Source organism: Pseudarthrobacter defluvii (assembly GCF_030323865.1).
Taxonomy (GTDB): Bacteria; Actinomycetota; Actinomycetes; order Actinomycetales; family Micrococcaceae; genus Arthrobacter; species Arthrobacter sedimenti.
Genome location: NZ_CP066362.1, coordinates 3,011,106 through 3,032,016 on the forward strand (window position 1 = coordinate 3,011,106; position 20,911 = coordinate 3,032,016).

At 67.0% G+C, this 20,911-nt stretch carries 22 protein-coding genes and 1 tRNA gene; 11 read left to right on the forward strand and 12 right to left on the reverse strand.

Translation table 11 applies throughout. From position 1 onward, the window contains the following. Window positions 1-115: 115 nt before the first annotated feature. The 4 genes from JCQ34_RS13940 to JCQ34_RS13955 are packed head-to-tail and all read left to right on the forward strand — an operon-like array spanning window position 116 to window position 4,613. A complete protein-coding gene (locus JCQ34_RS13940; RefSeq protein ID WP_286398320.1) occupies window positions 116-736 on the forward strand; it encodes a Tat pathway signal protein in 621 nt (206 codons plus the stop codon). Between the two features lie 3 nt (window positions 737-739). Beyond that, window positions 740-1,951 (forward strand): glutathionylspermidine synthase family protein, encoded by a 1,212-nt coding sequence (locus JCQ34_RS13945; RefSeq protein WP_286398321.1) that lies wholly within the window; start codon window positions 740-742, stop codon window positions 1,949-1,951. Then, a complete protein-coding gene (locus tag JCQ34_RS13950) occupies window positions 1,948-3,441 on the forward strand; it encodes an APC family permease (protein ID WP_286398323.1) in 1,494 nt (497 codons plus the stop codon). Before JCQ34_RS13945 ends, JCQ34_RS13950 begins: the two co-directional genes overlap by 4 nt. Beyond that, window positions 3,438-4,613: an acyl-CoA dehydrogenase family protein gene (locus tag JCQ34_RS13955; protein WP_286398325.1), complete on the forward strand. Its 1,176-nt coding sequence runs from the start codon at window positions 3,438-3,440 to the stop codon at window positions 4,611-4,613. The genes JCQ34_RS13950 and JCQ34_RS13955 overlap by 4 nt, the downstream gene beginning before the upstream one ends. A 20-nt stretch (window positions 4,614-4,633) precedes the next feature. Here JCQ34_RS13955 and JCQ34_RS13960 read toward each other — a convergent pair whose 3' ends face one another. The 5 genes from JCQ34_RS13960 to JCQ34_RS13980 are packed head-to-tail and all read right to left on the reverse strand — an operon-like array spanning window position 4,634 to window position 9,962. Continuing rightward, window positions 4,634-5,404, reverse strand: coding sequence for an SDR family oxidoreductase (locus JCQ34_RS13960; protein WP_286398326.1), 771 nt, complete (start codon window positions 5,402-5,404; stop codon window positions 4,634-4,636). Between the two features lie 35 nt (window positions 5,405-5,439). Next, window positions 5,440-6,816: an MFS transporter gene (locus JCQ34_RS13965; protein WP_286398327.1), complete on the reverse strand. Its 1,377-nt coding sequence runs from the start codon at window positions 6,814-6,816 to the stop codon at window positions 5,440-5,442. Continuing rightward, the gene (locus JCQ34_RS13970; protein ID WP_286398329.1) at window positions 6,813-7,319 is read right to left on the reverse strand and encodes a winged helix-turn-helix transcriptional regulator; all 507 of its coding nucleotides are present in this window, start codon (window positions 7,317-7,319) and stop codon (window positions 6,813-6,815) included. The genes JCQ34_RS13965 and JCQ34_RS13970 overlap by 4 nt, the downstream gene beginning before the upstream one ends. A gap of 53 nt (window positions 7,320-7,372) precedes the next feature. Next, the gene (locus tag JCQ34_RS13975; protein ID WP_286398331.1) at window positions 7,373-8,536 is read right to left on the reverse strand and encodes a cystathionine gamma-synthase; all 1,164 of its coding nucleotides are present in this window, start codon (window positions 8,534-8,536) and stop codon (window positions 7,373-7,375) included. A 40-nt stretch (window positions 8,537-8,576) separates the two neighbouring features. Beyond that, entirely contained in the window at window positions 8,577-9,962 is a 1,386-nt protein-coding gene (locus tag JCQ34_RS13980; RefSeq protein WP_142133021.1) for a cystathionine beta-synthase, read from the reverse strand. Between the two features lie 59 nt (window positions 9,963-10,021). On the opposite strand from JCQ34_RS13980, the gene JCQ34_RS13985 reads away from it, so the two are divergent. Beyond that, window positions 10,022-11,209, forward strand: coding sequence for an SLC13 family permease (locus JCQ34_RS13985; protein ID WP_286398334.1), 1,188 nt, complete (start codon window positions 10,022-10,024; stop codon window positions 11,207-11,209). 45 nt (window positions 11,210-11,254) lie between these two features. On the opposite strand, the gene JCQ34_RS13990 is transcribed toward JCQ34_RS13985, so the two are convergent. Further along, window positions 11,255-11,656, reverse strand: coding sequence for a VOC family protein (locus JCQ34_RS13990; protein ID WP_286398335.1), 402 nt, complete (start codon window positions 11,654-11,656; stop codon window positions 11,255-11,257). Between the two features lie 162 nt (window positions 11,657-11,818). Between JCQ34_RS13990 and JCQ34_RS13995 the strand changes: the two genes are divergently transcribed. Both JCQ34_RS13995 and JCQ34_RS14000 read left to right on the forward strand, forming a co-directional pair. After that, the gene (locus JCQ34_RS13995) at window positions 11,819-12,805 is read left to right on the forward strand and encodes a DNA-3-methyladenine glycosylase family protein (protein WP_286398337.1); all 987 of its coding nucleotides are present in this window, start codon (window positions 11,819-11,821) and stop codon (window positions 12,803-12,805) included. A 135-nt stretch (window positions 12,806-12,940) separates the two neighbouring features. Continuing rightward, window positions 12,941-13,564 carry a hypothetical protein gene (locus JCQ34_RS14000; protein ID WP_286398339.1) on the forward strand — a complete coding sequence of 208 codons (624 nt, stop codon included), beginning with the start codon at window positions 12,941-12,943 and terminating at the stop codon, window positions 13,562-13,564. On the opposite strand, the gene JCQ34_RS14005 is transcribed toward JCQ34_RS14000, so the two are convergent. Beyond that, on the reverse strand, window positions 13,561-15,237 hold the full coding sequence (locus tag JCQ34_RS14005) for an AMP-binding protein (RefSeq protein WP_286398341.1): 1,677 nt from the start codon (window positions 15,235-15,237) through the stop codon (window positions 13,561-13,563). The two genes, JCQ34_RS14000 and JCQ34_RS14005, sit on opposite strands and share 4 nt — an antisense overlap. A gap of 102 nt (window positions 15,238-15,339) precedes the next feature. Here JCQ34_RS14005 and JCQ34_RS14010 point away from each other — a divergent pair, with 102 nt between their 5' ends. Beyond that, window positions 15,340-15,618, forward strand: a complete 279-nt coding sequence (locus JCQ34_RS14010) for a putative quinol monooxygenase (RefSeq protein ID WP_286398342.1) — start codon at window positions 15,340-15,342, stop codon at window positions 15,616-15,618. 68 nt (window positions 15,619-15,686) lie between these two features. On the opposite strand, the gene JCQ34_RS14015 is transcribed toward JCQ34_RS14010, so the two are convergent. Continuing rightward, window positions 15,687-16,124, reverse strand: coding sequence for a thioredoxin family protein (locus JCQ34_RS14015; protein WP_236799181.1), 438 nt, complete (start codon window positions 16,122-16,124; stop codon window positions 15,687-15,689). 94 nt (window positions 16,125-16,218) lie between these two features. Beyond that, window positions 16,219-16,773 (reverse strand): acyl-CoA thioesterase, encoded by a 555-nt coding sequence (locus JCQ34_RS14020; RefSeq protein ID WP_286398345.1) that lies wholly within the window; start codon window positions 16,771-16,773, stop codon window positions 16,219-16,221. Between the two features lie 70 nt (window positions 16,774-16,843). Here JCQ34_RS14020 and JCQ34_RS14025 point away from each other — a divergent pair, with 70 nt between their 5' ends. Beyond that, window positions 16,844-17,578: a potassium channel family protein gene (locus JCQ34_RS14025; RefSeq protein ID WP_286398347.1), complete on the forward strand. Its 735-nt coding sequence runs from the start codon at window positions 16,844-16,846 to the stop codon at window positions 17,576-17,578. A 335-nt stretch (window positions 17,579-17,913) separates the two neighbouring features. Next, window positions 17,914-18,945: a LysM peptidoglycan-binding domain-containing protein gene (locus JCQ34_RS14030; protein ID WP_286398349.1), complete on the forward strand. Its 1,032-nt coding sequence runs from the start codon at window positions 17,914-17,916 to the stop codon at window positions 18,943-18,945. A gap of 88 nt (window positions 18,946-19,033) precedes the next feature. Here the strand turns inward: JCQ34_RS14030 and JCQ34_RS14035 are convergent, their stop codons facing one another. The 3 genes from JCQ34_RS14035 to JCQ34_RS14045 form a co-directional block, all read right to left on the reverse strand. Further along, window positions 19,034-19,459 carry a CBS domain-containing protein gene (locus JCQ34_RS14035; protein WP_142133012.1) on the reverse strand — a complete coding sequence of 142 codons (426 nt, stop codon included), beginning with the start codon at window positions 19,457-19,459 and terminating at the stop codon, window positions 19,034-19,036. Window positions 19,460-19,716: 257 nt separating this feature from the next. After that, window positions 19,717-19,798 (reverse strand) — tRNA-Tyr (locus JCQ34_RS14040). Between the two features lie 165 nt (window positions 19,799-19,963). Further along, entirely contained in the window at window positions 19,964-20,218 is a 255-nt protein-coding gene (locus JCQ34_RS14045; RefSeq protein ID WP_286398351.1) for a hypothetical protein, read from the reverse strand. A 189-nt stretch (window positions 20,219-20,407) separates the two neighbouring features. Here JCQ34_RS14045 and JCQ34_RS14050 point away from each other — a divergent pair, with 189 nt between their 5' ends. Continuing rightward, entirely contained in the window at window positions 20,408-20,899 is a 492-nt protein-coding gene (locus tag JCQ34_RS14050) for a YajQ family cyclic di-GMP-binding protein (protein ID WP_141159686.1), read from the forward strand. Window positions 20,900-20,911 lie beyond the last annotated feature (12 nt).

Sequence of the window (20,911 nt, forward strand, 5' to 3'; positions counted from 1 at the left end):
GCTGCCGCACTGCGTTCCTACTCGCAGGCGGCACCGGCAGGGACTACGCTGATTCGAGACTTGCATTGGGGGGCAGTGCTGCGCCCAAATCGTGCGGACAACTGAGGGGGACGCCGTGGACTCGAACCAGAAAAACCCACAAGGGGAACCGGAGGACGGGCACCCGAATGGGGCGGACAGCGCCGGGGGCAGCAGCGGTGCGGGCAGCAGTGCCAAGCCGCCGCCCTGGCAGGTGCCCAAGCCTGAACTGCGCCCCGACCTCCTCAACGAATCCGTCTCTCCCGTTGACCCGTTTGCGCGCGAGCGGGAAAAGCAGCTCAACAATGCTGCGGCGCGGAAGAAGCGCTCCCAGCGCCGCGCGGTGGTGGTGGGCCTCGGCGTGACTGCCCTCCTCGCTGGCACCATTACCGCCGTGGTGGCCAGCAACGAGGATGATCCCGAGTATGCCCAGGTGTGCTTCAACGATGAAACCGGCGAGCGCGTTGAGGACAGGAACTGCGACAGCTCGGCCGGCCGCGGCGGCGGCATCTACGCCTGGTACTTCTACTCCCGCGGAGCCAGCGTCCCCTCGATCGGCCAGAACCGGTCCACCGCACCCAACTACACGCGGACTGTTCCCAGCGGGGCCAAGGCCTCCACGGGGTACAGCAGCAAGGGCGGCACGGTGAGCCGTGGAGGTTTTGGGTCAAGCGCCAAGAGCGGCTCGAGCGGCGGCGGAAAGGTTTCGGGGGGCTGACGGATGAAGAGAATGTTGTCTGAGCCAAGGCCGGACTGGAAGCAAAAGATTGAAGAGCAGGGCCTGGTCTTCTCCACCACCACGATGGATGACGGGCGCCGCATCGAGTACTGGAACGAGTCGGCGTACTACGAGTTCACCATGGACGAGGTGGAGACCCTCGAGGTGGTGGCCGAGGACATGCACCGGATGTGCCTGGAGGCCGCGAAGTTCCTGGCCACCGGCGCCATGGGCAGCATCGGCATCGGTCCGCAGGCCCTGGAGCTGGCAGCGGAATCCCTGCAGGCGGGCGACGTGGATGTCTACGGCAGGTTCGACTTCATCTATGACGGCCAGGGCGGGCCGGCCAAAATGCTGGAATACAACGCCGACACCCCCACCGGGCTGATCGAAGCCGCGGTGGCCCAGTGGTTTTGGCTGCAGGACGTCCACCCGGAGAAGGACCAGTGGAACGGCATCCACGAGGCCCTGATCCGGCAGTGGAAGAAATTCCAGTACCGCACGGGAATGAGCACTTTGCACGTTGCCCATTCGGAGGTGGAGGAGTCCGGCGAGGACTGGATGACCGCCGCCTATATGCGGGACGTGGCCAGCCAGGCCGGGTGGACCACCATCGGCATCAATATGTCCGATATTGGCTGGGACCCCAACCTGAACCGCTTCGTGGACCTGGACAATTTCATGATCAGCACCATCTTCAAGCTCTATCCCTGGGAGCTGATGGTAAAGGAGGAGTTCGGCCCGCGGCTGCTGCAGCGTGCCCACAACCCGCGTTGGGTGGAACCTGCCTGGAAGATGCTGCTCTCCAACAAAGCCCTGCTGGCCGCCCTCTGGCACCTCTACCCCAACCACCCCAACCTGCTGCCGGCCTACCTCACCGATCCGGGACCGTTGAAGGAATGGGTGGCCAAGCCGCTGCACGGCCGCGAAGGCGACAACATCCGCATCCACGCGGACGGCATCAACCTGGAGCAGCCCGGCGGGTACGGCCGCGAGGGTTGGTGCTACCAGCAATACCACCCGCTGCCGGATTTCGACGGCAACCGTCCCGTCCTGGGGCTCTGGGTGGTGGACGGCGAGTCCGTGGGCTGCGGCATCCGGGAATCCGACGGACCGGTCACGGACTACTTCTGCCGCTTCGTCCCCAACACGATTGATGCACCGGCGCCGCTTTCAGCGGTGGCCGACTCCACCAAGGCAGGTATCACCCTATGAGTACGGACATGACGACGACGGGCGCCTCCGGAGGCGGACCGGGCACCCCGGTGCCGGCCAAGGGGCTGCGGGCCGGGATCCTGGACCTGGGCGACTCGGTGATGCTGGGGCTGGCCTCCACCGCGCCGGTGTACTCGCTGGCCGCCACCCTGGGCCTGATCGTTGCTGTCAACGGCAACTACACTCCCCTGATCCTCCTGCTGGGCTTCATCCCGGTCCTTTTCATCGCGTACGCCTTCCGCGAGCTCAACAGCGCCATCCCTGACTGCGGCACCACGTTCACCTGGTCCCGCCAGGCCTTCGGCCCCTGGGCGGGCTGGCTGGGCGGGTGGGGCGTGGCGCTTGCCGGAATCGTGGTCCTGGCCAACCTGGCACAGGTGGCCGGGCAGTACCTGTGGCTGCTGGTGGGCGACGGGTCACTGGCGCAGAACAAGGTTCTGGTCACCGGGACGGGCCTGCTGTTCATCGTGCTGATGACCGTGGTGAACTACCGCGGGATCCGGCTGGGCGAGCATGTCCAGCGGGTGCTCACGTACGTCCAGTACATTGCGCTGGGCATTTTCGCGCTGGCCATCGTGGTGCGGATTGTTGGTGGTGCCCCGGAGGGCCAGGCCTTCGACTTTGAGTGGTTCAACCCGGTAGGTGCCTTCACCGACCCCGGCGCCGTGGTGCACGGAGCCCTGCTGGCGCTGTTCATCTACTGGGGCTGGGACACCTGCCTGGCCGTGAACGAGGAAACCGAGGAGCCGTCAAAGACCCCCGGCCGCGGTGCCGTGATCTCGGCCTTCGTCCTGGTGGCGATCTATGTTTCCGTGGCGCTCCTGGTGATGATGTACGCCACGGTGGGCTCGGAGGGCATCGGCCTGGGCAACGAGGCAAACAAGGACGACGTGTTCCTGGCCATGAAGGACGTGGTGCTGGGACCCTGGGGCTGGCTGATCGTCGTCGCGGTTCTGGCCTCTGTCTTGTCCTCCACGCAGACCACCATCCTCCCCACCGCCCGCGGCACCCTGTCCATGGGGGTCCACGGCGCCCTACCATCCAGGTTCGCAGAGGTGCACCCGCGCAACCAGACTCCCGGGTTCTCCACACAGGTGATGGGCGGGGCTGCGGCAGCCTACTACGTGGCCATGAGCTTCCTGAGCGAAAACCTGCTGGCAGACTCCATCAGTGCCATCAGCCTGTTCATCGCCTTCTACTACGCCCTCACCGGCTTCGCCTGCTTCTGGTACTTCCGGGGAACACTTCGGGAATCCGCCCGCAACCTCTGGTTCCGCGGGATTCTCCCCCTGGTGGGCGCGCTGCTGTTGACCGCCGCGTTCTTCATTTCCGCCGTGCAGATGTGGGACCCGGCGTACGGCGATACGCAGATCTTCGGCGTCGGCGGGGCGTTTGTGAGCGGTGTGGTGCTGCTGGCACTCGGAGTTGTGCTGGCTGCCGTATGCCGGTTCCTGCCCGCCACCCGCGGCTACTTCGAGGTTAAGCGTTGAGCACCAACCCATCCGACATCCTGGACCTCGATGCCCTGTTATCAGCGGAGGAGCGGGAACTCCGGCAGAAGGTCGGCGACTTCACCCGGCAGCGCATCAAGCCGGACATAGCCCGCTGGTACGAGGACGCCGTCTTTCCCCTCGAACTGGCGCCGGAACTGGGCGAGCTGGGCGTCCTGGGCATGCACCTGGAGGGCTACGGCTGCCCGGGCCGGTCCGCCGTCGAATACGGCCTTGCCGCGATGGAACTGGAAGCCGGCGACTCCGGCATCCGCACGTTTGTATCCGTCCAGGGTTCGCTGGCCATGACCGCCATCCACACCTGGGGCTCGGAGGAGCAGAAGCAGGAATGGCTGCCGCGGATGGCGGCGGGCGAAGTCATTGGGTGCTTTGCCCTGACCGAGCCCACCGCGGGTTCGGACCCGGCGTCCATGGCCACCTTTGCCCAGCGCGACGGCACCGGGGACGACGCCGGCTGGGTCCTGAACGGGGCAAAGCGCTGGATCGGCCTGGCGTCGGTGGCGGGCGTAATGGTGGTGTGGGCCATGACGGATGACGGCGTCCACGGCTTCCTGGTGCCGGCCGGAACCCCCGGCGTGACCGCCACACCCATCACACAGAAGCTGTCCATGCGTGCGTCCATCCAGTGCGACGTGGTGTTCGACGACGTCCGGCTGGGTCCCGAGGCCCTCTTGCCGGGAGCGCGGGGGCTGCGCGGCCCGTTCACCTGCCTGAACGAGGCCCGGTACGGCATCGCGTGGGGCGCCATGGGCGCGGCCCGCGATTCCTATGAGGCCGCCCTGGCGTACTCGCAGGACCGGCTGCAGTTCGGCAAGCCGCTGGCCGGCTACCAGCTCACGCAGGAGAAGCTGGTGAACATGCTGGTGGAGATCCAGAAGGGCACGCTGCTGGCGCTGCACCTGGGCCGACTCAAGGACGCGGGGACCATCAGGCCGGAGCAAATTTCTATGGGCAAGCTCAACAACGTGCGGGAGGCCATCGCCGTGGCGCGGGAGGCCCGCTCCGTTCTGGGCGGCAACGGCATCACCACCGACTACTCCCCGCTGCGGCACGCCGTTAATCTCGAATCAGTGCGGACCTATGAGGGCACCGACGACGTGCACACCCTGATCCTCGGCAGGCACATCACCGGCCTGGGCGCTTTCCACTAAGCGCGGGTTGGCCCGGCTGGTCAGGCCGAGAAGCCGCCGTCGGCCTTGATCAGCTGTCCCGACACCCAGCGGCCGGCCGGCGAGAGCAGGAAGGCAACGGTTCCGGCGACGTCGGCCGGGGTGCCCAGGCGGCCGGTAGGCTGCTGCGCGGTGAGCTCCTCGCGGACGTCCGTGGTCATCCAGCCCGTATCCACCGGGCCCGGGTTCAGCACGTTCGCCGAGATCCCCTGCGGGCCCAGTTCGCGGGCGGCGGCAATCACAATCCTGTCCAGCGCCCCCTTCGAGGCGCCGTAAGGAAGGTTGAACGCTGTGTGGTCGCTGGTCAGCGCAACGATCGCGCCGCCGTCGTCCGTTGCCTGCCGTGCGAACGCGGCAATCAGTTGCCAGCTGGCGCGGGTGTTCACCGCGAAGTGCCGGTCAAAGGATTCGATGGTGGTGTCCAGCACGCCCGAATCCACCGACTCCGCGTGGCTGAGCACCAGGCCCTGCAATGGTCCGGCCAGCTGCGCGGACTCTGCAACCAGCCGGTCCGGGACGCCGGGGTCCTGGAGATCGGCCGACAGGACGTGGACCTTGGCGCCGATGGCTTCCAGCTCGGCGGTGAGCCGGACCACGTCCTCCGGTTCGCTTCCCCAGGGCATGCGGGCGTCGTAGTCTGCCCAGTAGGACAGGACCAGGTCCCAGCCGTCCGCAGCGAGCTGCCGGGCGATGCCGGCGCCGATGGCGGCCAGGCGCCCCACTCCGGTGACCAGGGCAACGGGGCGGGTGGGGACGGGTGCGACGGATTCCATCCGACCAGCCTAGCGGCGGCTGGTGCCCGCGCTGTTCAGGCCGCTGCCGGCTCTGCCCCTGCCGTCGTCCCCGCTGAGCCTTTGTGCCGGCGGATGGTGGCGCTGATGACGGCGGCAATGGTGCACATAGCCGCGGCCCCCAGCCACGCGTAGGTGTAGTGACCGGTGGCGTCGCGGAGGGCGCCGGCAGCGATGGCGGCCGCGGCAGCCCCGAGCTGGTGGGCGGCGAAGACCCACCCGAAAACCACGCTGCCGTCAGCCCCGAACGTCTCCCGGCAAATGGCGGCCGTGGGCGGGACGGTGGCTACCCAGTCGAGGCCGTAGATCACAACGAACACGATCATGCTGGGCTGCACCTCGGCGTTGAGCAGCAGCGGGAGCACCAGCAGGCCGATGCCGCGGAACTGGTAGTAGACGGCCAGCAGGATGCGGGGGTTGAAGCGGTCCGTCAGCCAGCCGGAGGCGATGGTGCCGATGATGTCGAAAATCCCGACGACGGCGAGCAGCCCCGCCGCGGTGGTTTCCGGCATGCCGTGGTCATGGGCGGAGGGGATGAAGTGGGTGCCGATCAGGCCATTGGTGGTGGCGCCGCAGATGGCGAATCCGGCTGCGAGAGCCCAGAAGGTCCGGACCTTGCTGGCGCGTCGGAGCACCTGCAGGGCACGGATGGCGGCGTTGGTCCGGGGGCCATTGTCCGGAACCGTGGCGGTTTCCGGTTCCGGGGCTTCCAGGGCCGCTGGCTCCGCCCCGTACGGCAGGACCCCGACGTCGGCAGGCGAGTTCTTGAGGAACTTCAACACCAGCGGGACAACGGCGAGCGCGCCGGCGGCAATCAGCAGGGAGGCCTGCCGCCAGCCCGGGTCCTGGGCCAGCATGGCGATGAAGGGCAGGAACACCAGCTGTCCGGCCGCGCTGCCGGCGGTGAGGATGCCGATCACCAGGCCGCGGCTCCTGGTGAACCAGGTGTTGGCGATGGTGGCGGCAAAGACCAGGGCCATGGAACCGGTACCCAGCCCGATCAGCAGCCCCCATGTCAGCAGGATCTGCCAGGACTGGTTCACCAGCACGGTCAGGGCGCTGCCCATGCCGATCAGGACCAGTGCCGTTGCGGTGACGGCCCGGACGCCGAACCGTTCCATCAGGGCGGCGGCGAACGGGGCGGTCAGGCCGAAGAGCACCAGGTTGATGCTCACGGCCGCGGACAACACGGTGGTGGACCAGCCGAACTCCTGCTGGAGCGGGACCATGAGGACACCCGGGGCGGCCCGGAACCCGGCTGCCCCGACGAGGGCCAGGAACGCGACCGCGGCCACCGTCCATGCGGGGTGCAGGCGCCTGCGCTTCCGGGGCGGCGAGGCGGGGGCAACAGAGTCCGCGGGAATTGGGGAGGCCTCTTCTGGCAGGATGCTCATGCGGCTGATCCCTTCGCGGAAGCAGTGGACAACGGAATGGGCTGCTCAGACCTGGCCCGGCTGTGCCAGCTGGTGTTAGCCGCGGTCAGCCTTTCCCCGCATTCCGTGCAGGTGTCCGCCGAGGTGGTGGGATTCCCGCACCCGGCGTGGATGACGTAGAGGTGCGCCTTGTCCGAGGGCGCCGGCAGGTGCTTCTCCGCCCAGATGGTCACCGCGTTCAGGACCGGGAGCGCGTCCTCACCCATGGGAGTGAGGACGTACTCCTGGCGGGAGCGGCCGCCGTCGTCATATGCCTTTTTCGCCAGCAGCCCCGACTCAACAAGGCCTGCCAGGCGCTTGGTGAGGACCGAGTCCGCCACCTCCAGCCGGTCCTTCATGGCATCAAAGCGGCCGTTTCCGAAGAAGACCTCGCGCAGCACCAGGATGCTCCAAGGGTCGCCCAGGATGTCCAGGCCGCGGGCCATGCTGCAGTTGCGTTGGGACCAGTCGGATCGAAGAGGCATACGGAAAAAGCTAGCTGACTTTCTTCAAGAAAGCCAGGGTTTCCGGAGGGATGTTAAGAGATGTTGGAGAACGCCCGGTCCAGGTCCGCGATCAGGTCCCCCGCGTCCTCGATGCCGCAAGATAGGCGCAGCAGGTTCACGGGGACGGCCAGCTCGGTGCCCTTAACCGAAGCGTGGGTCATCTCGGAGGGGTAGTTCATGAGCGACTCGATCCCGCCCAGGGACTCCGCCAGCGTGAACACGGACGTGGACTCGGCCACCTTGCGGGCAGCTGCTTCGCCGCCCTTGAACTGGACGGACACCATGCCGCCGAACTTGCGCATCTGGCGCTTGGCCAGCTCGTGGCCCGGGTGGTTTGGCAGGCCCGGGTAGAGGACGGCCTCCACCTCGGGGCGTTCCAGCAGCCATTCGGCCACGGCCTGCCCGTTCTCGCTGTGCCGGTCCATCCGGACGCCCAGCGTCTTCAGGCCGCGGGTGGTCAGGAACGCATCCATCGGCCCGGACACGGCGCCCACGGCGAACTGCACGAAGCCGATTTTCTCTGCCAGCTCTGCGTCCTTCACCACGACGGCGCCGCCCACCACGTCGGAGTGGCCGCCGATGTACTTGGTGGTGGAATGGACCACCACGTCGGCACCCAGGGCGAGCGGGTTCTGCAGGTACGGGGACGCGAAGGTGTTGTCGACGACAAGGAGGGCGCCGGCGTCGTGCGCAATGTCGGCGAGCGCCACGATGTCGGTGATCTTCATCAGCGGGTTGGACGGCGTCTCCACCCACACGAACCGGGTCTTGTGGGCTTCCACCGCGTGGCGGACCCGGTCCAGGTTGGCCATGTCCACCGGGGTGTTGCCGATCCCCCAGTCCCCCAGAACCCGGCTGATCAACCGGTACGTGCCGCCGTACGCGTCGTTGCCCAGCACAATGTGGTCCCCGGGCCGGGTCAGCGCGCGGATGAGCGCGTCCTCCGCAGCAAGGCCCGAGCTGAAGCTGTAGGCGTGGGTGCCCAGTTCCAGCGCGGCGAGCTGTTCCTGCAGCGCATCCCTGGTGGGGTTGCCGCCGCGGCCGTACTCGTAGCCGCTGCGCAGGCCGCCGATGCCGTCCTGCGCATACGTGGAGCTGAAGTGCAGCGGCGGCACCACGGCACCGGTGCGGGGCTCGAAGTCCTGGCCGGCGTGCACGGCACGGGTGTTGAAACCCTGGTTTTCAGAGGCAGGCATGATGCTCCTTATCGGGGTTGGCTGATCGGGGTCAGGCAGTTCAGTTGCTGAGATAGGCCAGCAGGTCGTGCCGGGTGAGGATGCCCACGGGCGCGCCCACGAAGGTGACCATCAGGGTGTCCGAGTCCGAGAGCAGTTCCCTGGCCGCGGAAATGGTTTCCAGTGACCCGATGACGGGAAGTTTGGGTCCCATGTGCTCGGAGATCTTGTCCGTGAGCTTGGCTTCGCCGCGGAACAGCTTGGCGGTGAGGGTGCGTTCGTCCACGGCGCCCAGGACCTCGCCCATGACCACGGGCGGTTCCTGTGACAGGACCGGGATGTGGCTGACGCCGAACTCGTTCATGATGTTGATGACGTCGCGGACGGACTCGTTGGGGTGGATGTGCACCAGGTCCGGCAGCTCGCCGTTCTTGGATTTGATGACCTCCCCCACGGACGTTTCCTCGCCACCGGAGAGGAACCCGTAGGAACGCATCCACTGGTCGTTGAAGATCTTGGCCAGGTAGCCGCGGCCCGAGTCGGGAAGGATGACCACGACGACGGCACTTTCCGGCAGGTCCCTGGCCGCCTGGAGCGCGGCTACTACGGCCATGCCGGAAGAGCCGCCCACCAGCAGCCCCTCTTCCCGGGCCAGGCGGCGGGTCATGGCGAAGGAATCGGCGTCGGTGACCGCGATGACGTCGTCGGGGATGGTCTTGTCGTAGTTCGCCGGCCACATGTCCTCGCCGACGCCCTCGACAAAGTACGGGCGGCCGGTGCCGCCTGAGTAGACCGAACCCGCGGGGTCCGCGCCGATGATCCGGACCACCCCGCCGTCGGACTCCGGCCTGTCAGCCGAAACCTCCTTGAGGTACCGCCCGGTGCCGGTGATGGTGCCGCCTGTACCGGCGCCGATGACGACGTGGGTAACCTTGCCGTCGGTGTCCCGCCAGATTTCGGGGCCCGTGGTCTTGTAGTGGCTGCCCGGTGCCGCAGGATTGGAGAACTGGTCCGGCTTGAAGGCGCCAGGGGTCTCGCGCGTGATCCGGTCGGACACACCGTAGTAGCTTTGCGGGCTGTCCGGCGGGACGGAAGTTGGCGTCACCACCACTTCGGCGCCGTAGGCCTGGAGCACGGCACGCTTGTCCTCGCCCACCTTGTCCGGGACCACGAAGACGCACTTGTAGCCCTTCTGCTGCGCCACCAGCGCCAGGCCCACCCCGGTGTTGCCGGACGTGGGCTCCACAATGGTGCCGCCGGGCTTCAGCTTGCCCTCGCGTTCGGCGTCCTCGATCATCTGCGCCGCGATGCGGTCCTTGATGGAGCCGCCGGGATTCAGGTACTCCAGCTTGACCAGGACGGTGGCTTTGATGCCTTCGGTCACGTGGTTGAGTTTGATGAGCGGGGTATTGCCGATGAGGTCCAGGATGGACTGGGCGTACTTCATAGGTACAAAACTACCGCTTCCTGTGAGCCCTTCCCTGCCGGGGGTGCGAGGATAGCCCGGTGAAGCAGTTCGCATGGCTCGAAGCCGCCCGGAGTTACCTGCTGCCCGGCGCCATCCTGGCAGCAGGCGTGGCCACCCTTGCATGGGGCGTACTCCCCCTTCCCGCGTTCGGGGAGCTGGCCACCCGCACCATTCCCATCCTTGCCTTCGTGCTGGCCATGTCCCTGGTCACCGAACTGGTGGACGAGGCTGGGCTGTTCCGGGTGGTGACGGACCGGCTTGCTGCCCTGGGCCGGGGCCGCGTCTTTCTCCTGTGGCTCCTGGTGGTGGCGGTCGCGACGATATCCACCGTCTTTCTGTCCCTGGATACCACCGCCGTGCTGGTGACACCCGTGGTGGTCCTCCTGGCGGTCCACGCCCGGATCCCGCCGCTGCCGTTTGCGCTGACCAGCATCTGGCTGGCCAACACCGCTTCCCTGCTGCTGCCGGTCTCCAACCTGACCAACCTCCTGGCCCAGGACCGGCTGGGCCTGACCCCCTGGCGCTTTGCGGGTCTGGTCTGGGCCCCTGCCCTGGTTGGCCTGCTGGTCCCGCTTGCCCTGCTCTGGCTCGCGTTCCGCCGGGACCTGCGCGGCACCTACGGGCCGCAGCCGGCGCATCCCGTCCGGGACAACACTCTGTTGAAGGCCGCGGCCGTCACGCTCCTGGTCCTGCTGCCCGCGCTGGTGTCCGGGATACCCGTCCAGTACCCGGCGCTCGCCGCGGCCGCCGTCCTGCTGGCGGTCTTCCTCCGCCGCAGGCCCTCCGTGCTGCGGTGGTCCATGGTCCCGTGGCGGCCGCTGATGCTGACGGTGGGCCTGTTCATGCTGATGGAGGCCCTGCACGCGCACGGGCTCACCACCCTGCTGGCGGGCGTGGCCGGGTCCGGGGACACCCTGCCCGCACTGCTGCAACTGGCCGGCGTCGGGGCGGCCGCGGCCAACGCAGCCAACAACCTTCCCGCCTACCTGGCACTGGAACCGGTGGCGGGATCGCCGGCCAGACTGGCCGCCCTGCTGATCGGAGTGAACCTGGGCCCGCTGGTGACCCCGTGGGCCTCGCTGGCCACGCTGCTGTGGCACGAGCGGCTGCGCGTCCTGAACGTGCCCATCAGGTGGGGCGGGTTTGCCGCCGCGGGCCTGGTGGCCGTTGCGCTGACCGTCCCGCTGGCCGTCCTGGCGCTGTGGGCGGCTGCCGGGATGCCCTGAGTTTTGGGGTGCCTTGCGTTGCGGCGGCCGGCGCCCGGCTCCCGATCAGCTGCCTGCGCCCGGCCCCTCGCCGGGAAGGTTCTGCCAAAGACCCATGACGTTGCCCTCGGGATCCTTGAAGTACGCCGTGTAGCCCATTCCGGGTATCTCGTTCTTCGGCATGACCACCGAGCCGCCCAGCTCCTCGACGCTCTTGAGGGTGGCGTTAATGTCCGGAACGTCGACGGTGATGACCGGGGCGGTGATCCGGCCGTCCCTGGCCATCATTCCCCCGTTGATGGCGCCCGCGGCCGCCGGCCGGCCGTCGTCGTCCATGTCCGTGGTGATGACCATGCTGTAGTCCATCCCCGGCACTGCTTCGATCCGCCAGCCCAGTGCCTCCTGGTAGAACTTCCTTGCCCGCTTCTGGTCGTCCGCGGGGATCTCGAAATGCACTACTCCGCCCATGGGGCCCTCCGAATCTTGTGATGCGCGGTCTATTGGCTTGCCCGGTCCCGGGTTCCTGTACTGCTTGCCCGAGTGCCACGCGGCGATCGTAATCCGGGCCCGGAAGGCGCAGAAGGGCCGATGGTCCCGCCGGGGTCGGTGGTCCATGGGACGATGGAAGGCATGACGATCGCAGAGGCACCTCCCCGGCTGGCAGCCGCGGCGGACATGTCCCTGCGGTGGTATCCGGAGGCTCCCTACAGCCTTTCCCGCACTCTTGCACCGCTCCTGCGCGGCAACAGCGATCCTTCGTTCAGCGTCCAGGGGGACGTCATCTGGAACGCATTTACGACGCCGGCCGGCCCGGCAACCCTGCGGCTCGCCCCGGCGGGCGGCGGCGAAGCAGGCGGGCCGCTGGTGGACATCCAGGCGTGGGGCCCCGGGGCTGCGGCCGCCGTGCAGGCGGCACCCCGGCTGCTGGGTGCGGAGGACGACTGGGGCGGTTTTGACGACCCCTCCTTCCACGCCACCCTCCCCCGCATGGTGCGGGAGGCGCGGCGGCGCTGCCTGGCGGTGCGGCTGCCGTCCAGCGGCCGCATGGTGGACCAACTGGTGCCGATCATCCTGGAGCAGAAGGTGACGGTGATCGAGGCACGGCGCGCCTACCGCTACCTGGTGCACCGCTATGGAACGCCGGCTCCCCCGGCCGGAACGTCCACACCGGCTGGCCTCGTCGTGCCGCCGACCGCGGCGCAGTGGCTGCAGGTTCCCAGCTGGGAGTGGCACAAGGCCGGCGTAGGACCCCAGCGTTCGGCCACGGTCATGCGGGCGTTGCGTTCCGCCGTCGCGCTCGAACGCCTCGCCGCCCTGCCGGCCGGGCAGGCGGCCCAGAAGATGCAGGTAATCCCCGGCATCGGGGTGTGGACCGCGGCGGAGGTGGTGCAGCGCACGCATGGCTGCCCGGACTCGATTTCGGTGGGCGACTACCACTTGGCGGCCTATGTGGGGGCGGCACTGACCGGACGCCGGACGGACGACGCCGGCATGCTCCGACTGCTGGAACCGTGGCGCGGGCACCGGCAGCGCGTGGTCCGGATGATCCAGAGCACCGGCTTCCGCAAGCCCACCTTCGGCCCGCGCATGACCATCCAGGACCACCGCGGGTACTGACCTGCGGACCGTGATCCGGGCCCGCACCACAGGCCCTGCTTTAAATCAGGGCGCTTGATCCGCCGGGCGATGGGTACGGCCATGGGTGAAAGCCGCCCGAGAGGCGGAGGGCTGCAACAGGACGGAAGGGACCCCATGAGCACCAACCCAGTCAGCATGAACCGGGCCAGCAGCGAGCGGCAGGCCGCGAATCCCGCCGCCTTGGACCCCGAGGCGCAGGACCCCACCGCCAATGACCCGGCCGCTGATGATCCCACCATCGCAGACCCGATGGGGGACGAGAAGGTGCGGCTTCAGCTGGCCATCTTCGAGGTCACCCGGGACGCCGACGGCAGGAGCCTCGGCGACATCCAGGAGATGCTGCGCGCTGCCTTCGCGCGGCACGGCGTCGAGACACCCCCAGGCACCTGGCTGGAATCGGTGGCATCCTCAGCCTTTTACGGTGAGCCATACATTGTGAACCTTCCTGCTGCCGTGGTCGCAGATACGATCGTGCCCGCCCCGAATCAGGAGGTCCGGGACCGGCTGGCCGCCCAGCGTGAGCTCCAGCAGGAGAAGCTCCCGGCCGGCATCTTCCCATCCCAGGAAGACTGGAACATCCCCGGCAGCGGGACGACCGGCGGCAGCACCCGCACGCTGTCGCTGCCGCAGTGGGAAAGCGGGGCGGTCCTGGCCCTGGCGGCACTGGCAGCGGTTGCCGTTGCCGCCGTCGTGGCTGTCCGGGCGGGAACCAGCCGCCGGCGCCGCGTCAACGCCTAGAGGCCCAGCCGGGCCACGGCTTCCTCGCGCATCTGGACCTTCCGGATCTTCCCCGAAACCGTCATGGGGAAGCTCTCCCTGACTTCCACATAGCGGGGGATCTTGTAGTGGGCCAGCTGCCCGCGGCAGAACTCGGTGAGGGATTCAGCAGTCAGCGGCCCGGCCCCTGGCTTGAGGATGACGCAGGCCATCAGTTCCTCGCCGTACCGCGGATCCGGGACGCCGATCACCTGCACGTCCTGGATGTCGGGGTGGGTGTACAGGAACTCCTCGATCTCGCGTGGGTAGATGTTCTCGCCGCCCCTAATGACCATGTCCTTGATCCGGCCTTCCACCACCACGTACCCGTCGTCGTCCATGCGGGCAAGGTCTCCGGTGTGCATCCACCCGTCGGCGTCGATGGCTTCGGCCGTCTTGTCCGGCTGGTTCCAGTACCCGGCCATCACGGCATAGCCGCGGGTGCAGAGTTCGCCGATCTGCCCGCGCTCCAGCTCCTCGCCGGTGGCAGGGTCTACGATCCGGCTCTCCAGCTGCGGCATGGTGCGGCCCACTGTCTCGGTGCGCTGCTGGAGCGTGTCCCCCTTGCGGGTCATGGTGGACACCGGCGAGGTCTCGGTCATGCCGTAGCAGATGGCCACATCCACCATGTTCATCTCCGAAATCACCCGGTTCATCACCTCGATGGGGCACAGCGAACCCGCCATCACTCCGGTGCGGAGCGTGGACAGGTCATAGCTGCCGAAGTCGGGCAGGGCCAACTCGGCAATGAACATGGTGGGCACGCCGTACAGCGACGTCCCCTCAAAGTCCTGGACAGCCTCAAGTGCGGCAGAGGGTGAAAAGCCGCGTCCCGGGATGATCGTGGCGGCACCGTGGCTGAGCGCGTTGAGGTTGCCGATCACCATGCCGAAGCAGTGGTAGAACGGCACGGGGATGACTACCCGGTCCCGTTCCGTGTAGCCCAGCAGCTCGCCGATCGCGAAGCCGTTGTTCAGGATGTTGTGGTGCGTCAGCGTGGCACCTTTGGGGAATCCGGTGGTGCCGGAGGTGTACTGCAGGTTGATGGGGTCGTGCGGCGAAAGTTCGGCCATGCGGGCTTTCAGAACCGAATGCCCGACGCCGTCCGCCCGGGTGAGCAATTCGCCATACGTAAGTTCCGCGTCACTTTGGGGGCTGCCGGCCTTGAGGGAGTCCAGTCCGTGGTCCGGGAGGAAGACGAGCTCCCGCAGGTCCGGGCAGGTAAGGAGCGCATGGCGGGCCATGTCCACGTAGGCGCTGTTGCTGTCAGACGGCGCGGTGACCAGCATGCGCATGCCGTTCTGCTTGACCACGAATTCGAGTTCATGGCTGCGGTAGGCAGGGTTGACGTTGACCAGGATGGCGCCCACTTTCGCGGTGGCGTACTGCAACAGCGTCCATTCGGCACAGTTAGGGCTCCAGATGCCCACCCTCTCCCCCTTGTCGACGCCCAAGGCGAGGAGCGCGCGTGCCAGCCGGTCGACGTCGTCGTTCATCTTGGTGTAGCTCCAGCGGCGGGCGTCACCGCCTGGCACCGGGGCGGCCTCGATCAGGGCGTCATGCAGCGGAAACTGCGCCACCACCCGCTCAAAGTTGGCGCCGATGGTTTCCCCCAGGAGCGGGACGTCAGTGTCCCCGGCTGTGTAAGCACGCATGAAGGCACGCTACCAACAGGATCACGGCAGGAGAAGGACGACAGGCGGGGAAACGGACGCAACAGAACCGGCAGGCCGGCGGCGCCCGGTATTGTGAAAACCATGAGTGCACCCATTGACCTGATAGCAACGTTCATCCCCAACGAGGGCGAGTTCCACCGCGTGAAATTGGCCCTGGATATCGCGATCGATGAGGTGGTGAAGGAGCCCGGCTGCATCCGTTACGAGCTGACCGAGGCCACCGAGGAAAAGCTGGTCCTGACCGAGCAGTGGGCGTCCCAGGAGGAGCTGGACAAGCATTCCAAGGGCACCGCAGTGCAGGACCTGAACGAGTCGCTCAGCGCGCTGCTGGCCGAACCGGTTAAGGTGGAACGCGTCTAGCGCTGACTCTTAAACGCAGAAATGCGGGACCTCCCATGGGAGGTCCCGCATTTGCTTTAAGACGAGTCTTAGAAGTCGGGGATCTGCGTGCCGTCCTGCGTGCCGCCCTGGGATCCGGCGGGCTTGCTTGCTGCCGCTTCTGCTTCCTCCCGCTGCTTGGCGACGTGGGCGTGGACCTCTTCCATGTCCAGCGCCTTCACTGCGTCCACCACCTGTTCCAGCTGCTGGGCGTTCAGCGCGCCGGGCTGGGAGAACACCAGCACCTTTTCGCGGAAGGCCATCAGCGTGGGGATTGAGGTAATGCCTGCCTCCGCCGCAAGCTGCTGCTCGGCTTCGGTGTCCACCTTGGTGAAGAGGACGTCGGGGTGCTTCTCCGAAACCGCGGAGTACGTGGGGCCGAACTGCTTGCAGGGACCGCACCATTCTGCCCAGAAATCGACCAGGACAATGTCGTTGCCTTCGATCGTGGATGCGAACTTTTCACCTGTGATGTCAAGGGTAGCCATGTGTCCACGGTACGCGCCCGGCCCGTCCCTGTCGCGCCTGTTCGCTCCCCGCGTCATTGGGAACAACAGGGAGTACGACGCCGGCACCCGGCCTTTAGGCGCCCGTCTTCCATAGGTGCGGCGCGGGTGTGCGGCTGCCGGGGAGGGCGCTGGAGGCGCGCCATTCGTGGATCCATTCGGGGAGCATGAGGTCCGCAGGCGGGGTGCCGAATTCGGCGAGGATGTCCTCCTGGCCCACCGGGCCGGCCTTGGTGACCAGCCGGGTGGCGATGTAGGCACGTGCGTAAATCTCGCCGTCGGCCACCATGCGCTGCTCGAAGAAGATCGCCTTGGTGTCCAGCCCGATGATGCGGGTCTCGATGGTGTACTCCTGCCATAGCTGGAGTGACTTGCGGAAGGAGATGGTTTCCGCGGACACCACCGGGCTCCACCCGCGCCGGCGCATCCGCTTCCAGACGCCGCTGCGTACCATCAGGTCGAATCTGCCCAGGTCCATCAGGGACAGGTACATGCCGTTGTTGACGTGCATGGCGATATCGATGTCCGTTGGCAGGACCCGCAGCGGCAGCGACGACGCTTCCCAGACAGCGAGCGGCGGGCGCCGGGACGAACGGAAGAGCAGAAAAAGGGTTCTCAGGAGCAGGTGCATGTACCAATGTTACCCGCCAGTAACATCTTGCGGCCTGCCGGCCGGGGCCATCCGCCGTAGGATTTTCTGCATGACGCAGCAACGCTACCGGGCCCTGGCGGAGTGGCCCCTGATGGCTACGGCGCTGGTGTTCCTGGCCGCCTATGCGTGGCAGGTGATCGGCCGGATTGAGGGCACCGGCGCCGACTGGCTTGAGGCCATCATGTGGGTGACCTGGTGCATCTTCGTCCTGGATTATGCGGCGAACCTGTGGCTGGCAGAGAACCGCCGGCAATGGTTCGTCCGGAACCTGCACGAGCTGGTGATCGTGGCGCTGCCGTTCTTCCGGCCCCTGCGCCTGCTGCGCCTGGTGACGCTGTTGTCCGTGCTGCACCGGACCGTGGGCGAAACACTGCGCGGCCGGGTGGTCACCTATGTCGCGGCGTCCGCGGCGCTGCTGGTCTTTGTGGGGGCGCTGGCGGTCCTGGATGTGGAGCAGTGGGCGCCTGATGCCAAGATCACCACGTTCGGCGACGCCCTCTGGTGGGCCACCGCCACCATCACCACGGTGGGTTACGGGGACATGTATCCGATCACACCGATCGGCCGCTTGGTGGCGACGGCGCTGATGATGAGCGGAATCGCGGTGCTAGGTGTGGTCACGGCCTCCATCGCGTCCTGGCTGGTCCAACGCGTGGAGGACACCGCTGAATCTGTGGCTGAGGCGGTGGAGGAACCGGTCCGGGTTGAGGTGGCGGAGCTGGTGGCGGAGATCGCCCTGCTGCGGCGGGAAATCGCTGAACTGCGGGAACACCGCCCGCTGTAGCGGCAAGTATCGGACCTTCGGGGGTTGAGTAGCGGGTCCCGCGCGGGCGAGTACCGGGCCGGAAAAGTCGGGTAATTCCTACTGGTGCCTGCCCCTTGGCGTGATTCCTAGACTCGGGATTCCTAGGACCAACACGCACTGGCAGGTCCCCCGGGTGGCTTCCGGGAGTTTTGCCTTCATGCGGAGCTCTGCATTTTCTGGGTGTGCGGATGCCTCCAACCTGTACCGCCAACCGCCCCGTCGTTCGCCGGGGCCGGCGGTGCAATGACATCTCGCTCCGTCCAGTCCTGGCCTGCACCGCATGCCCGGACGGGACCGCACCTGATGGGCAACCCATGAACAAGCCTTCCCTCACCTCCCCCGACGGCACCAGCCGAAGCTTCGCCACCGACGAACCCCGCACGGACCTCAGCACCGGCCATCCGGTCATCAGCAACAAGCTGTGGGCCGGCATGGCCACGGCGGCAGTGGTAGCGGCCGTGGGCGTCGGCGCCCTGGCGGCACCGCCCGCCTCCCTCAATGGAAGTACGACGGCGGCCGCCCAGGTCGCGGAAGCCGCCTCACCGCCGTCGCCCGGCACGCCCGCCGAAGCGTCTTCCGGCGCCGCGTCCGGGCAGGGGGACCAAGGCGCCGTTGCCGCGGTGGCGGCCCAGGCAGCCGCCCCGGCTGCGGAGGCGCAGCCTGCCCCTCCCACGGAACCTGTGCCGGCGGCCGAACCCGTGCCCCCTGCTGAGCCCGCGCCCGCACCAGCCCCCGAACCTGCCGGTGATCCCAACCTCTACACCGTGGTACCCGGCGACACCGTGGGCGCGATCGCCGCGGGCCATGGCGTGGACATGAATGTGATGCTGGCAGCCAACGGACTGAGCGCCTACAGCATCATCTACCCGGGCGAAACGCTGCTGCTGACCGGGCCGCCGGTAGCGGTAGCCGCCCCTGCACCGGCACCAGCTGCCGCACCTGAGCCTGCCGCGGCACCGGCACCAGCCGCCGCACCCGCTCCTGCTCCCGCACCCGCGGCCGTGCCGGCAGCGCCTGCCGTCCGCACCATCTACGTTGCGGGCTCCGGCGGCCAATCGATGGTGGACGCCTGCATCGGGCCCATCCACTACACCCCGAACGACGGCTACTCGCTGTTCATCACCGAGCACGACTTCTGCGGCGGGTGGGCCCGGTTCTCCGGGATCGGGGTGGGCGAGACGGTGAGCATTCCGGGCTACGGCACCTACACGGTGACGGGTCGCGGCACGGTTCCCAACCCGGGAACCACCAATGACGTCATCGCGGTGTTCGGCGGCTTCCCCCGGGCCATCCTGCAGACCTGCATCCCGGGGACCAGCACGATGCTCCTGATCGCGCTGAACTGAACCTGTCCCACGGCAGGTCTTCCTAAGCTTGTCCGCGGGTCCTGGCCTTCAGGGGCTGGATCCGCGGACAAGGCCATGATTGCCTGCGCTAGATGCCGTGGCGTTCTGAGATGTGTTCCACCAGTTCGCCCACGCGCTGTTCGGAGTAGTTGCGCGCAATGTCGCCCTGGCTGATGATGCCCACCAGCTTGTGGTCCGAGATCACCGGGAGCCTGCGGACCTGGTGCTGCTCCATCATGTCGATGGCGGCATCAACGTTGGCGTCGGCATCAACGCAGTACGGCTTGCCGGAGGCGAGGTCACGGGCCATCATTTGGCCCGGGTCCCGGCCGGCGGCGACGCACTTGAGCACAATGTCACGATCGGTGATCATGCCCTTCAACTTGCCGTCGTCACCGCAGATGGGAAGAGCTCCGCAATCGAGGTCCCGCATCATCCGGGCAGCCTCAAGAAGGGACTCATTTTCCCCGACACATCGCGCATCAGTAGTCATGAATTCGCGTACGGCACTCATTGAATCCTCCTTCACCGATATTGGATATCGACGCAGGGCATCGGAGCACATGCGCCGATGCTGCCAGATTACGCCCGCCCCAACATCGTGTCGACGGCGCGGTATCACCTCCCGGGGCCCGACGGGTGTGCACCGGCGCCCGGACGATGCACCCCCGCACCCGCGGGTGCGTCGTCCGGACCGGGGTGCAACCCGAGGGTCGTGCCGAAGCACGAAAAAACCTCCGGAACCTGATGGTTCCGGAGGTTTTCCTTGGGTGGCAGATGAGGGATTCGAACCCCCGTAGGCGTTGCCAGCTGATTTACAGTCAGCCCCCTTTGGCCGCTCGGGTAATCTGCCGAACTTCAAAAGAAGTACCCGCCGATGCAGTGTTCGGAAGGGCCGTTTCCGGTCCGTTCCGCTTCAGTAACCGCGGGCAAGACAACTTTACAGAACTTCGGGCGAAGAATCGAATCGGGCCCTACGGCACCTCAAAAGCCCCGAAAATACGCCAAAAACCCGAACTTAGGCCTGGCCAAGGATGCGCCCCGCCAGCTTGGCCTCGAAGCTGAGCGCCTGTTCTTCGGTGATCTGGTTCAACTGGACTGCGCGCTGGAGGTCTGCGCGCACGCCGTCCATCCGGGATGAGGCGTCTGCCGCCGGGCTGAGGACAATGGAGGCCGCCACCGCTGCCGCGGCCACTGACGTTGCGGCTGTTGCCACCGCCCCGGCTGCTGCGGTGGTGGTGCGGGTGACGTAACGGGCGGTTTTGCGGTGCATCGTGGTGTTCCCTTCAACTGCTGTACATCTGGTCCAACTCTGGCCACCCCTCCTTCGTTCCGCCGGTGCTTCCGCTGAGAGGGAACTGTGAAATGCGCATCCCACCGGGCGGGGCATCCGTATTAGGCTGGAACGCAGGAATCCAGGCCCTGTCCTTCGCGCAGGGCTCCCATCAGCAAAAGGAGAGTCATGGCAGGCGAGTCAACGTTCGACGTCGTAAGCAAAGTGGACAAGCAGGAAGTGGCCAACGCGCTCAACCAGTCCCAGAAGGAAATCGCACAGCGCTATGACTTCAAGGGCGTTGGCGCCGAGATCGACTTCAGCGGCGAAAAAATCCTCATGAAGGCCAACTCGGAGGAACGCGTCAAGGCCGTCCTGGACGTCTTCCAGTCCAAGCTGATCAAGCGCGGCATCTCGCTGAAGTCCCTGGACGAGGGCGAGCCCTACGCCTCCGGCAAGGAGTACCGCCTGGAGGCCTCCATCAAGGAGGGCATTGCCCAGGACCTGGCCAAGAAGATCAACAAGCTGATCCGCGACGAAGGCCCCAAGTCCGTCAAGTCCCAGATCCAGGGCGACGAACTCCGTGTCTCGTCCAAGTCCCGTGACGATCTGCAGGCTACCATGGCCTTGCTGAAGGACTTCGAGGAAGCCGACCTGCAGTTCGTGAACTTCCGCAGCTAGCCCTCCGGCGTC